The organism is Nostoc sp. DedSLP04, assembly GCF_034530775.1.
Taxonomy (GTDB): Bacteria; Cyanobacteriota; Cyanobacteriia; order Cyanobacteriales; family Nostocaceae; genus Nostoc.
Window position 1 is genome coordinate 226073 of sequence record NZ_JAVRCL010000001.1, and the last position, 15164, is coordinate 241236.

Sequence of the window (15164 nt, forward strand, 5' to 3'; positions counted from 1 at the left end):
AATGGTAAATATGCAAGCATCCGATAATCAAGATTCTAGTGATGGTGTTGCCATTATTGGCATGGTAGGAAGATTTCCTGGCGCTGGAAATGTCGATGAATTTTGGCGCAATCTGTGTGAGGGATTAGAATCAACGACTTTCTTTGAAGATGAGGAGCTAGATCCTAGTATCGATCCGAACCTTTGCAAAGATCCTAGCTATGTAAAAGCTAGAGGGATAATTCCTGGGGGAGAAACCTTTGATGCCGCTTTCTTTGGCATTAATCCACTTGAAGCTGTGGTTATGGACCCACAGGCTAGAGTATTCCTAGAGTTGGTTTATGAAGCCCTAGAAAATGCTGGTTATGAATCAGAGTCTTTTGAGGGTTTGATTGGTTTATACGCTGGTTGTGGTCAAAATACTTATTTTGCTAACCATATTGCTGGCCGTATGGAAATTGTCGATCGCATCGGTGAGTTCCAGACGATGCTAGCCAATGAAAAAGACTTTTTGACAACCCGTGCGGCTTACAAACTCAACCTTAAAGGCCCAGCCGTCAGCGTCAATACAGCCTGTTCCACTTCTTTGGTAGCAGTCATTCAGGCTTGTCAAGCCTTAACCAGCTATCAGTGCGATTTGGCTTTGTCTGGTGGTGTATCTATGACTACACCCCAAAACAGCGGTTATGTGGCACAAGAAGGCAGTATGCTCTCTGGAGATGGGCATTGTCGTCCCTTTGATGCCAGCGCTCAGGGCACAATGTTCAACAATGGCGCAGGAGTAGTTGTCCTCAAGCGTTTAGAAGATGCACTCAATGATGGCGATCGCATCTATGCCGTAATTCGAGGTTCTGGTATCAATAATGACGGCGCTGATAAGGTGAGCTTTACCGCTCCCAGCGTAGACGGACAAGCAGAGGCGATTGCAATGGCGCAAGCTTATGCCAACTTCCATCCAGAAACCATCTCTTATATTGAAGCTCACGGTACAGCTACACCTTTAGGCGACCCGATTGAAATTGAAGCGCTGACGCAAGCATTTCGGGTACATACAGATGCTAAACAATTTTGTGCGATCGGCTCTCTTAAAAGCAATGTCGGACATTTAGTTGCGGCGGCCGGAGTAGCAGGGTTAATTAAAACTGCTCTCGCCCTGCATTATAAAAAGATTCCACCTAGTTTAAATTTTGAGGCTCCCAATCCCAAGATTGACTTTGCCAACAGCCCCTTCTATGTAAATACCAAACTAGCTGAATGGTCGGAGGGTGAAACTCCGCGACGAGCAGGTGTGAGTTCTTTTGGTGTCGGCGGGACTAATGCTCATATTGTGCTGGAAGAAGCGCCACAAACCCAAAGTTCAGCATTTTCTCGCCCACAGCAGTTATTGTTACTCTCGGCAAAAACTAGTCACGCTTTAGACGCTGCAACCGCAAATTTACAGCAGCATTTACAGTATAATGCCGAAATTAACTTAGCTGATGTAGCTTATACCCTACAGCGAGGGCGCAAAGCTTTTAACTACCGACGCAGTATAGTTTGTCACGATATAACAGATGCGATCGCAGCCCTACAATCTTTAGATCCAAATCAAGTAAACACCCGTCATACAGAAATCCGCAATCCAGCCGTTGTTTTCATGTTCCCCGGACAAGGATCGCAATATGTGAACATGGGACTGAATCTCTACAACTGCGAACCTGTATTTCAGGAAGCAGTAGATGAATGTGCTGAAATCCTTAAACCTTTGTTGGGCAGGGATTTACGAGAAATCATCTATCCTGCACCGAGCGATGCCTACGGCGGGCTACGCCTACGCGAAACTGCGGCTATCTCCTTACGGCAAACTTGCTTTACCCAACCAGCGTTATTTGTCATTGAATACGCTTTAGCGCAACTGTGGCAAAGTTGGGGAGTCAAGCCCCAAGCCATGATTGGTCACAGTATTGGCGAATTTGTCGCCGCCTGTATTGCGGGTGTATTCAGTTTAGAAGATGCGCTGATGTTGGTTGCAACTCGCGGTAGCTTAATGTGGGAATTACCCGAAGGGGCTATGCTCTCAGTCCGCCTACCAGCTAAAGAGGTAGAGCCGCGATTGAGTGCAGAATTAGCGATCGCTGCAATTAACGGCCCTTCCCTGTGTGTAGTTTCTGGGCCCACAGAGGCGATCGCGGCTCTGCAAAAACAACTAGAAAGCGAAGAAATTGTCTGTCGCCATTTACACACTTCCCACGCTTTCCACTCCCCAATGATGGATAGCATCATTGCCCCCTTTGCTGAGGTAGTTGGGAAAGTTAAATTGTCGCCACCCCAAATTCCCTTTGTATCCACAGTTACCGCCGACTGGATTACAGCCCAGCAAGCAACCGATCCGATGTATTGGGCTACACATCTGCGTCAGACTGTGCGATTTGCGGAGGGCGTACAAACCTTATGGCAGCAGCCAGAACGCCTACTGTTAGAGATAGGGCCGCGAATCACAACTACGACCTTAGCCCGCCAACAAGCAAAAGATATTAAACAACAGATAGCGATTCCTTCTCTGGGTGATAACGCTGAGAACGAAGCCGAATGGACGGCATTACTCAAGGCAGTAGGACAACTGTGGCTAGCAGGAGTATCTATTGACTGGAGCAACTTTTATCAAAGGGAAACGCGACAACGAATTCCTCTGCCTACCTATCCCTTTGAACGCCAACGCTTCTGGATTGATCCTCCACCTCATCCCAATCGCGCAACAACTTCCAAACTTTTAAATCCCCAGTTATTAGAAAAGACCCAAACTATGACAACATACCCTCAGCAAAAGCTTATTCCTCTGCTCAAAGAAGTTATCGAAGAGACATCAGGATTGGAAATTGCTAGTGTTGACGACTCGACAACATTTTTAGAAATGGGATTAGATTCCTTATCTCTAACGCAAGTCGGGTTAGCTTTGAAGAAAAAATTTAAAGTCAAGGTGACACTTAGGCAGTTACTAGAAATTTGCCCGAACTTAGTAACGTTGGCTGACTCGATCAATCAAGCCTTGTCTCCCGAAACTTTATCTGCACTAGGATTAATAGAAACCGTTACAGACCCAATTCCAGAAGCCCCATTGCCAGAACCTCCGCCTGCAACCACATCACCCACTTTGGTAGTGCATGAAGTTCATACAAATGGATCAAATGGATTTGCACCTAAGATTTCCCTACAACCTGCTGCATCTAGTAACGTCCTAGAAAGTGTGATTAATCAGCAGCTACAAATTATGAGCCAGCAATTGGCGCTATTGGGTAATAGCAGTCAATCTTTAACAGTCCCAGTTGTACCTGCGGCGACATCTCAAAATAATGGTGTCAAGCCACAAAACGCTGTATCTATCACCCCAACCAGCAAAGAATCAGCATCAGTAGAAACAGAGTCAAATGGTACGAAAAAGACATTTGGTGCGGCTGCTCGAATTGAAAAGACCCAAACTAAAACTCTGACAGCCCAACAACGCACTCATCTAGACAAAATTATCCAAAGATATACAAAACGGACTCAAAAATCAAAAGAATATACTCAAACTCATCGCCCTTACTTAGCAGATCCCAGAACTGTTTCCGGGTTTAACCCGATGATGAAAGAGATGGTTTACCCCATCGTGGCGTCTCGTTCTTCAGGTTCTAAACTTTGGGATGTTGATGGTAATGAATATGTCGATTTAAGCAATGGCTTTGGCTTGAATTTGTTTGGTTGGTCGCCACCTTTCATTACCGAAGCAATTGAAGCACAACTCAAACTCGGTATGGAAATTGGGCCGCAAACTCCCTTAGTTGGAGAAGTGGCAAAGCTGATGTGTGAGTTGACCAACTTTGACCGAGCAGCCTTTTGCAACACTGGTTCGGAAGCGGTTCTGGGAGCGATGCGGATGGCACGCACCATTACAGGACGTAACTTAATCGCTATATTTTCTGGAGCTTATCACGGTATTTTGGATGAAGTAATTGTTCGGGGTATAAAAAAACTCCGGTCAATTCCTGCTGCTCCTGGTATCCCACCCGAAATGGTAGAGAACATTTTGGTGGTGGACTATGATTCGCCTGAGTCTCTAGAAATCCTCAGAAGTCGGGCTGATGAGTTAGCAGCAGTAATGGTTGAATCTGTGCAAAGTCGTCGCCCTGAATACCAGCCTAAAGAATTCCTCCAGCAATTGCGTGATTTCACACAAGAAGCTGGTATTGCCCTGATTTTTGATGAAATCGTTACCGGATTTAGAATTCATCCAGGTGGCGCTCAAGCGCATTTCGGTATCAAGGCGGACATAGCAACCTACGGTAAGATTGTGGGTGGTGGGCTACCAATTGGAGTCATTGCTGGTAAATCACAATATATGGATGCTTTGGATGGAGGGTTTTGGCAGTTTGGCGATGACTCTGTTCCAGAGGTAGGTGTGACTTACTTTGCGGGTACTTTTGTTCGCCATCCTTTAGCACTAGCAGCCGCCAAAGCAGTACTTCAACATTTAAAACAGAGTGGCCCCAGCTTGCAGCAAAATCTCAATGCTAGAACCGATAAGTTTGTAGCGGAACTCATGGGCTATTTCCAGCAAGTTCAGGCTCCATTTACAGCTTATAATTTCGGCTCCTTGTTCATGGTGAAGTCTTTACCAGAGTTTCCCTACGGAGATTTACTGTTTTACTTGCTGCGGGATAAGGGAGTGCATACTTGGGATCACCGTCCTTGCTTCTTGACAACAGCACATTCCGAAGCCGATCTGGCTTTCGTAATGGCAGCCTTTAAAGAAAGTATTGCCGAAATGCAGTCTGCTGGCTTCTTGTCTGCACCGCCTATAGAAGTAACAAACCGCGAAACCAATAACAGTTTACGTAATCGTCCTCCGCAACCTGATGCCAAATTAGGACGAGATCCCCAAGGAAACCCCGCTTGGTATATCCCCGATACCGAGCGTCCTGGGAAATATTTACAAGTCGCAAGTGTTTTCTGAAGTGCTTTAAAAAATCAAGTGTGTAGAAAGTGTAGTAAGCGTCAGTAATTTTTGCAAATAGTAAATACTCATCCATCCAGGTTTTGTATGTCAGTTGATAATCTACTTGAACCGAGTTCTATTAAGTCCGATCTGAAAATTCCCGAACAAATCATTGAAACTGATGTTTCAAACTTCCGGGAAAACTTCAACTCTTCTCACTTCATGTTTTCGCACAACCTTGCAGGACATCCTTTATTTGAGATCCCCCGCTTAGTTGAGCTTGCAAATACCATGCTCAGTCAGGGTAGAACAAATAAAATCCAGTCTTATATCAGCAAAGTTCCTGTTGAGCAAAAGTGGAATCAGCGACCTGGAATCAAGCAAATTAACGAGGCGATCGCACATATTGAAGAATCGGATTCTTGGGTCATGCTTGAAGATGTTCAAGTAGATCCAGAATATGCTGCCTTGGTCAACCAGATTATAACTGAACTCGAAACTCTTACAGGTAAACCCCTTCGGCAGCAGATGACATGGCTAGGTGCTTACATCTTTATTGGTTCCCCAAATTCTATTACACCTTATCATATCGATAGTGAGTTGAATTTCCTGTTTCAAATTCAGGGCAAGAAAGATATGAGCCTCTTCAATCAAAGCGATCGTTCTGTACTGAGCGAAGAGGAAATTGAAAAATTTTATGTAGGCGACCTGAACGTAGCAAATTATAAAGAGGAGAATCAGAGTAAAGCAAGAGTTTACCACTTGCAACCAGGCAAGGGACTCCATCATCCGATATTGGCACCCCATTGGGCTAAAAATGGTAATAATGTCTCTGTAGCTTTGAGTATCCTCTTTTATCTGCGACCTTACGATCTCAAAGCCAGAATATATCAAGTCAACAGCTACTTACGTAGACTGGGATTAAAACCCACTCCACCAGATCAATCTGCTTTGAAAGATCGGCTCAAAATTTTTGCTCTCGGTCTTCTATCCGATCGCCAACCGAAAAGTAAATTTATGATCCTACGCTCTGGTGTATTAAAACTAAAATCTATTGAGGGAAAGTTAAAGCAATTTATCAAAAAGATTGGGGAAAAATCTAATTTTCTCAAATGACTAATTATTAATTAGCCTGAATACTGAATTGGGGTTTTATAGCAATTCTAAATAATTTGTGAAATCTTCTCTTTTAGATGCTTTGCGTATCTCATTTTTATACCATATCAGCGCTTTTTACATCCTCTATGTAGCCGAAATAAATCAACTAAGCGTCTAGTTTTGAAAAAAGAATTTACAATTTAAATAGAATTGCTATAGATAGAAACTAAAACCAAAAATCTCAATGTATAAACACATCAAATCGCTCACTTCTTTACGTGGTATTGCAGCCTTGGTTATTGTTATACACCATTTTTCTTACTACGGTTTACCGAAAACAGGTTCAACTTTGTCAGCCTATACTAATTTTTTTAAAAATGGATATTTATGGGTTGACTTTTTCTTTATTTTGAGTGGTTTTATCATGACCCACGTTTATGCAGAAACTTTTTGTTTAAAAGTCAGTTTAAAGAACTATCGTTCATATTTATTCTCGCGTTTTGCGAGAATTTATCCTCTGCATATATTTATTATTTTTCTATTTGTTGGATTAGAGGTTGTAAAATTATTTTTCCTAAACACTTCTGCTTTTACTGGTAAATTTAACTTAACGGCTCTTTTTTCCAATATTTTTCTTCTCCAAGCATTTGATATAAAGTGCCCACCTTTATTATGGTGTAATACTTATTGGAATGAGCCAGCTTGGTCAATAAGTGTAGAGTTTTTTATTTACTGCATATTTCCAATTTTATTATTAATTTTATTAAAAAATAAATTCAAAACTGATTTGATAATTTATAGTTCCACTCTCTTTTGCATATTACTACTAATCACCTTTACCCGTGGAAATTTAGATACTATTATTGGCATACCTTCAATAGCTAGATGTGGGCTAGAATGCATCCTTGGTATTATAACTTACAAAATTTATCATAGAGGTAATTATAAAAAGCATTTTAATCTTAATTTCCTGGCAATTATAGCTATAACTTGGATAATTTTGATTATGCATTACTACTGGCATAATTTTCGTAACATTCATGATTGGCTAATTTTACCAGCTTTTTCTCTACTGATTTTATCTGTATCTATCAACAATAAAAGTGTTATATCGAAGTTTCTCAATTCACAGTTAATGATATATATTGGGACTATTTCTTACTCAACTTATATGGTTCATTGGTTTGTTCAGGAATTATTAAAACTTTTCTGGTTTTATAAATTTCACGATGTCTTTGGCAAAGAATTCACAGAATATCAATCGTTGACATCTTTAGGAGTATTTCTTATGATTGTCTTATTGGCTGCATCATTGACATATAGATTTGTAGAAGTCCCAGCACGTAATTATTTAAAGTCTACAATCTTGACTAAACAATGTATTTAAAGTCAGTAATTTAAAAAAGATTGAGATTTATCCACATTCAATAAACTGAGAAAATAATAGAGTTTTATGACCTTATCACCTGTAGATTACCAATCGACATTAACTGCCGTTGATTTTGATCCATTTGCAGATGGAGAATTACTTCTAACTGCCCCTGCCACAGAATCACAAAAAGAAATTTGGGCTTCTGTGCAAATGGGCGATGCTGCTAATTGTGCTTATAATGAGTCTCAATCTCTGCGACTCAAAGGCAACCTTGATGTCAAACTTTTCCAATCTGCGGTGGAAAAGTTAGTGCAACGTCATGAAGCACTACGGACAACTTTTAGTACCGATGGCAATACACTCTGCATTGTTGCTTCTCGGCAAATTGAAATCCCTATTATTGAACTGTCTAACCTAGAAGCACAGGAAAAACAGGAAAAATTAGCTAGTATCTTGCGACAAGAGGTAGAGCAACCTTTTGATTTGGAACATGGGCCTCTCTTTCGGGCAAAAATTGTCAAATTGCAGCCGCAGGAGCATCTAGCTATTTTGACAGCCCATCATATTATTTGTGATGGTTGGTCTTGGGCTGTGCTGATGCCAGATTTGGGTAAATTTTATTCTGGCTTGCAACAGGGTATTGTTCCTGAATTAGAAGAACCAGACTACTTAAGTGAATATGCGATTTTGCAGGAAGAAGAGGCGGATAGTCCAGAAGCGATCGCCACAGAACAATACTGGTTACAACAATTCGCTGACTCTGTACCTGTACTGGATTTCCCTAGCGATCGCCCCCGTTCCCCACTCAGAACCTTTAACGCCGCCCGCGAAGATTGGCATTTAAGTCCCGAACTAGTTGCCAACCTGAAACAACTAGGAACAAAACTCGGTTGTAGCTTTATGACTACAATCCTGGGAGGATTCGAGGTCTGGCTGCACCGTCTAACAGGACAAAACGATTTAGTTGTAGGTATTCCAGCCGCCGGACAAGCTGCTTTAGGGCAATATAATCTCGTAGGTCACTGTGTAAATTTATTACCCTTGCGTAGCCAGATTAATGGCGAAAAATCGTTCAGCAACTACTTGCAAACGCGGCGTTCGGCTGTTTTAGATGCTTATGACCATCAACAATTTACCTTTGGCAGTCTGGTCAAAAAATTAGTATTGCCACGGGATTCCAGCCGCATTCCTTTAGTACCAATTATATTTAATGTCGATCAAGCCTTAGACAGCGCTCGACTTCCCTTTATCGATTTAGAGGTAGAATTTTTCTCCAATCCCCGCGCATTCGAGAATTTTGAACTGTTTATCAATGCTACGGAATCGCATGGTGAACTTATTCTGGAATGCCAGTACAACACTAATTTATTTGACGCTGATACTATCCGCCGCCGGATGGCAGAGTTTGAAACTTTGTTATTGGGTATAGTTGCTAACCCTAATCAAATTATTGCTAAATTGCCAATTTTGCCAGCAGTTGAGCAACAGTTATTAGCAACATGGAACAATACTCAAACAGCTTATCCTCAAGATATCTGCATTCACCAGCTGTTTGAAACTCAAGTGAAAAAGACTCCAGATGCGATCGCTGTAGTTTTTGAAAATGAACAAATTAGCTACCGCGAACTGAATCAGCGAGCCAATCAGCTAGCGCATTACCTCCAAAGCTTAGGAGTCGGATCAGAAGTTCTGGTTGGTCTGTGTGTCGAGCGCAGCTTGGAAATGGTTATAGGAGTTTTAGGCATTCTCAAAGCCGGGGGAGCATACGTACCATTAGATTATGCTTATCCTCAAGAACGTTTAGCTTTCATGCTGCAAGATGCTCAGGTGTCAGTGCTACTAACGCAAGAGAAGCTAAAGTCGGGGCTACCCAATCATCAAGCAAAGATTGTTTGCCTTGATAGCAACTGGCAATCCATAGATTACGGGTTAGATAACCCAACACATAACGTCACTTCCAATAACTTAGCCTACGTCATCTATACATCTGGCTCGACAGGTCAACCGAAAGGCGTTCAAATTCAACATCAAAGTGCTGTTAATCTCCTTCAGGCGATCGCTAAAGAACCCGGTTTAACTGCTGAGGATACTCTCCTCTCTGTTACTAGCCTATCCTTTGATATTGCCGTTTCAGAAATTTTTCTACCCCTGTCTGTAGGTGCGAAGTTGGTATTGGTAAGCCGTGAAGTTGCGGCTGATGGTACTCAACTGTTAAAAGCCCTAACCACTTCCGGGGCAACCTTTATGCAACCGACACCAGTTACTTGGCGGCTATTACTAGCAGCCGGATGGGAAGGTAGTCCTCAACTCCAGATGATTTCCACAGGTGAAGCCTTGCCTAAAGACCTCGCCAATCAATTATTACCGAAGGGAGCTTGTCTGTGGAACCTGTACGGGCCAACAGAAACAACGATTTGGTCAACAGGCTACAAGGTGACAACGGCAAATAAACCAATAGGCATTGGTCGCCCTCTAGCTAATACGCAAATCTACATCTTAGACTCCCATTTACAACCCGTTCCCATTGGTATATCAGGTGAGTTGTATATTGGTGGCGAAGGACTAGCAAGGGGATATCTAAATCGCCCCGAACTGACTGCTGAAAGATTTATTTCTAATCCCTTCAGCCCAAACCCTGAATCGCGCTTATACAAAACTGGGGATTTAGCTCGCTATTTACCAGATGGACATATTGAATACTTGGGTCGTATCGACTATCAGGTAAAATTGCGTGGCTTCCGCATAGAATTGGGTGAAATTGAAACCGCACTCCTGCAACATCCAAGCGTAAAAGAAGCTGTTGTAATTGTTCGAGAAGACATTCCTAATGAGACTAGTTTAGTCGGTTATATTGTTGCCGAAACTGGTCAAGATAGCTTAGAAGTGATTTCGCAATTGCGTCGATTCTTGAAACAACAACTTCCTGACTTTATGGTGCCAACAATCTTTATGGCACTAGAAGCAATGCCGTTAACCCCCAATGGCAAAGTCGATCGCAAGGCATTGCCACAGCCTGATGCTTCCCGCCCGGAACTGGAGGCAAATTATGTAGCGCCTCGCACTCCCATTGAACAGCAGATTGCAGATATCTGGGCACAAGTTCTTAATGTCAAGCAGGTTGGGATTAACGACAACTTTTTTGAATTAGGTGGATATTCTCTACTAGGAATTCAAGTGATTTCTCGAATGCGCCAAGCGTTGCAAGCAGAAATTTTGATGTCCAATTTATTTGAATTACCAACGGTAGCAGATTTGGCTGAACGAGTGGAGACTCTGCGGTGGGCAGCCCAAGGTGTTCAAGCTGCTGAGAGTGAAACAGCTGATGATTACGAGGAAGGCGAGCTATGAAAACATTAGATGAACTACTATCTGAGCTACGTCAGCGCGATGTCAAACTTTGGCTAGAGGGCGAACGCTTATGCTATCGGGCCGCCAAAGATAGTCTCACACCAGAATTGCTAACCGAGTTAAAAACTCAAAAAGCCGAAATCATCAACTTTCTCCGACAAATTAACACAGCCGCCAGTTCACAAATTCCCCCAATTGTCGCTTGTGAACGGAATGGCAACTTGCCGCTTTCCTTTGGTCAGCAACGGATATGGTTCCTCCATCAGTTTGAACCTGATAGTTCCTCAAATAATATGCCAGTTGTCGTGCGTTTTACGGGGAACCTTAATGTTGCTGTCTTAGAGGAAAGTTTAAGAGAAGTCGTCCGTCGCCATGAAGTTCTGCGGACAACTTTTCCAGCAGTGAATGGCAAGCCCACTCAAGTCATCGCCACCGATGTTTCCTTGACATTGCCAATAATTGACTTGCGGCAAGTACCAGATGAACAACGAGAAGCGGAAGCTCATCTACTGGCAACTAAAGAAGCTCATCAACCTTTTGATTTAGGCAATGGGCCAATTTTGCGGGTGTTACTGCTGCGATTAAGCGATCGCGAACATCTGCTAATTTGGAATATGCACTGCATAGTTTGTGATGGTGCTTCATCCGATCTGTTCTATCAAGACCTCATTACCATCTATAAAGCATTATCAGCAGGTCAGGTTTCTCCTTTAACTCCTTTACCAGTACAGTATGCTGACTTTACCAATTGGCAATATCAATGGCTCCAAGGAGAGGTTTTAGAGTCACAGGTAAACTACTGGAAGCAAAAGCTAGAAGGCAATTTACCGATCGTTGAGTTACCTTACGATCGCCCCCGTCCTCAAGGAGTGCAAACCTATCGAGGCGATCGCGCGGCTCTCCTGCTATCAAAGGCGCTGAACCATGCCCTAACAGACATGAGTCAAAAATGGGGTGTCACCCTGTTCATGACTCTACTGGCAGCATTCGAGCTATTGCTCTACCGTTATTCTGGACAAGAAGACCTACTAATTAACTTTGCAAGTGCAGGTCGAGGACAAGTTGAAACCGAGGGGCTGATTGGATTTTTTTCTAATACTCTTGTACTGCGGAGTAACTTTGCAGGAAACCCAACTTTCCGAGAATTATTAGACCGAGTGCGTAAGGATTGTTTAGAAGCTTATACCCATCAAGACCTACCCTTTGAAAAGCTAATTGAAGAACTTAAACCAGAACAGCGAAGTCGCAATACTTCACCCCTGTTCCAGGTAAAATTTTCCCTCAATCCTCCTTGGTCGAATGGTCGTGGCATGGCATCAGTGCAACTACCTGATTTGACTATCACTTCTTTATTTGGCTACATCTATCATGGCAAAACCAAATACGATCTGACGTTGGTCTTGCGGGAACAGGATAATGGTCTAGGCATGGTATTTGATTACAATGCCGAGATGTTTGATGCCAGTACCATAGAGCGGATGTTGGGACACTTCAAAACTTTACTCGAAGGTATTGTTGCTAATCCCGATCGCCCGATTGCTGAATTACCCCTGTTGACAGCACCCGAACAACATCAATTGTTAGTTGAGTGGAATAGCAAACAAGTTGATTATCCCCAGCATACTTGTATACATCAGTGGTTTGAAACTCAAGCTAAAAGAACTCCAAATAATATTGCAGTCAGTTTTAAAAATCAGCAATTAACTTATCAAGAACTTAACCAGCGGGCAAATCAACTAGCCTACTATTTGCAAACTTTAGGGGTAGAATCGGGGGTACTCATCGGTCTTTATCTAGAGCCTTCCCTGGAGATGATTGTGGGGCTGTTGGGTATTTTGAAAGTCGGTGGAACTTACGTACCCATCGCTCCGACATCTGGGCAAGATGGTCTGGCTGTCATTTTAGAAGATGCCCAAATATCTTTGGTGTTAACCCAAAGCTCATTAGTTGAGAAGTTCTCTAAGCATCAGGCACAAGCTATCTGTTTGGATAGTGATTGGGAAGTTATTGCCGTACACGTGACTGAAAATCCAGAAAGTTATGGCACAGATCGGACTCTCGCGTGTGTAATGTATGTGTCCGGCTCCAATGGAAAACCCAACGGTATAGCTATTACCCACGATAATCTTGTCAGCCACAGCTTGGCAATTAGCGAAACTTGCGAGTTGACCCAGAGCGATCGCCTACTACTCATACCTAATATCAGTTGCGATACTTTCATTGAATCACTCTTTCCCACTTGGATTACTGGTGCTACTGCAATTCTCCAATCTCAGGAGATGCAATCGACGACGCAGTTTTTCCCATTCATTGCTCAACAACAAATTACTGTTGTTAATCTAGCCACGTCTTTTTGGTATGAGTTAGTCAAGGAGCTATCTGTGTCTCCCCAAAGCTTACCAGCCAACTTGCGCTTAGTCATAGTTGGTGGTGAAAAAGTCTCACGGCAAGCTTATCTAACTTGGGTAGAAAAAGTTGGCAAGCAAGTACGCTGGCTGAATGCTTATGGATCGCTAGAAACAACTTTAACTGCCACGGTTTACGATCCAGAAACTGCAACTGAAGCCAGTAACACTCGGTCAGAAATTCCCATAGGAAAAGCGATCGCCAATACCCAAATCTACATCCTCGATCGGCGATCGCAACTCCTCCCTATTGGTGTAACTGGTGAAATCTATATCAGCAGTATCGGTGTTACCCAAGGCTACTTTAAGCGTCCCGAATTAACATCTGAGAAATTTATCCCCAATCCCTTTAGCAGCGAATCTGGAGCATACCTTTACAGAACTGGTGATTTAGGACGCTACTTAAGTGACGGCAATATTGAGTTTTTAGGCCGCTTAGACAATCAGGTAAAAATTCGCGGCTTTCGCATTGAGTTGGCTGAAATTGAAACAATTTTGGGTCAATATCCAGGTGTACAAAAAACTGTAGTGATTGCTAAAGAAGATGTTCTTGGGGATAAAATTTTAGTTGCTTATGTTGTCCCCAAACAAGGAGAGACTTTTGGAAGTGAGCAACTGCGGAGTTTTCTCCAGCAAAAGTTACCTGAACATTTGTTGCCTTCTGGCTTTTTCATCGTCGATTCTCTGCCATTGAATGCTAATGGGCAAGTCGATCGCCAAGCCTTATCTAAGCTAAATCCAACTAATTCTAAAATAGAAAAAATATTTGCCACAGCAGAAGATCCATTACAACTTCAGTTAACTAAAATCTGGGAAAATCTTTTAGGTATTCATCCTATTGGCATAAAAGACAACTTTTTTGATTTGGGTGGAAACTCCCTACTTGCAGTACACCTGTTTTCTCAGATTGAAAAGACATTTGGTTTAAATCTGCCCTTAGCTATTCTTTTACAATCTTCAACTATTGAGCAATTAACTAATTTTATTCGCCAGCAAGGGTTTTTGCCGGAAAGCCATAATCAGGTTGAGAGTAATACTAGTAACAACTCAGAAAAATCGATGCCTTGGTCATCACTAGTACCAATGCAGCCCAACGGTTCTAAGCCTCCTCTCTTTTGTATCCATGCAATTGGTTTAAGTGTCCTCTACTATCGAGATTTATCACTTCATTTAGGTGAAAATCAGCCATTTTATGCGCTACAAGCACGAGGATTAAATGGGAAAGAAGCTCCCTTTACCAAGCTTGCACAAATGGCGGCTCATTACATCAAAGAGATACAAACTATTCAACCTGAAGGCCCTTATTTTTTGGGTGGTTCTTCCTTTGGCGGGCTAGTAGCTTGGGAAATGGCTCAACAACTCGTAAAACAAGGTCAAAAAGTAGCTTTGTTAGCTTTATTTGATACCACTGGCCCAAATTATATTAAACAAGCGCCATTAGAAAAGCGAGTTTCTCAGCATTGGGACAACCTGACAAAACTTGGGACTAATTACGTACTTGAGCAAATAAGGAATAAAAGTTCTTGGCTGAAGTATAAACTTCAAGAGAAGTTCCGAAAATTTATCTTTAAATTTTCCTTAAGAATCTGGCGGACTGTACCTTATAACTACCGGAAATTAACAATCGAAGAGGCCAATAAACAGGCAGCCAGAGAATACGTTCTAAAAGCTTATCCAGGTCGAGTCACTGTATTCCGAGCAGATGAGCGCAATGCATTGGAAAAACGGGAGGTTGACCCCAAAATGGGTTGGAGTGAAATGGTCTTAGGAGATTTGGATATTCAAAATGTCCCAGGAAACCACGACTCTATTTTTAGAGAACCCCATGCCCGAACTCTAGCTGAAAAGATGAGGGCTTGTATAGATCGAGCTATTGTAGACATCTAAAATTCATCTAATTTGCAGAAATGGTTATAACTTTCAACCTCATCTCGCTTCCGGGATGGGGTTGTTTTATTTGTGGGGAATAACTTTAACTATATATGTATAAATTCAATCGCCACTCAAGCCC

4 protein-coding genes and 1 pseudogene are annotated in these 15164 nt (G+C 42.4%); all 5 read left to right on the forward strand.

Annotation, left to right across the window (positions count from 1 at the left end; all coding sequences use genetic code 11):
* Position 1: 1 nt before the first annotated feature.
* The 5 genes and pseudogenes from RMX89_RS00755 to RMX89_RS00775 all read left to right on the forward strand — a co-directional run bounded on the left by RMX89_RS00755 (position 2) and on the right by RMX89_RS00775 (position 15040).
* Positions 2 to 4948 carry an aminotransferase class III-fold pyridoxal phosphate-dependent enzyme gene (locus RMX89_RS00755; RefSeq protein WP_322687577.1) on the forward strand — a complete coding sequence of 1649 codons (4947 nt, stop codon included), beginning with the start codon at positions 2 to 4 and terminating at the stop codon, positions 4946 to 4948.
* 87 nt (positions 4949 to 5035) lie between these two features.
* A complete protein-coding gene (locus RMX89_RS00760; RefSeq protein WP_322687578.1) occupies positions 5036 to 6046 on the forward strand; it encodes a cupin-like domain-containing protein in 1011 nt (336 codons plus the stop codon).
* Positions 6047 to 6272: 226 nt separating this feature from the next.
* Positions 6273 to 7415, forward strand: coding sequence for an acyltransferase (locus tag RMX89_RS00765; protein WP_322687579.1), 1143 nt, complete (start codon positions 6273 to 6275; stop codon positions 7413 to 7415).
* Positions 7416 to 7481: 66 nt separating this feature from the next.
* Positions 7482 to 10745: pseudogene (locus RMX89_RS00770) on the forward strand (non-ribosomal peptide synthetase); the annotation flags it as partial.
* Positions 10745 to 15040, forward strand: a complete 4296-nt coding sequence (locus RMX89_RS00775) for an amino acid adenylation domain-containing protein (RefSeq protein WP_322687581.1) — start codon at positions 10745 to 10747, stop codon at positions 15038 to 15040. The pseudogene RMX89_RS00770 and the gene RMX89_RS00775, both read left to right, overlap by 1 nt.
* Positions 15041 to 15164: the final 124 nt, after the last annotated feature.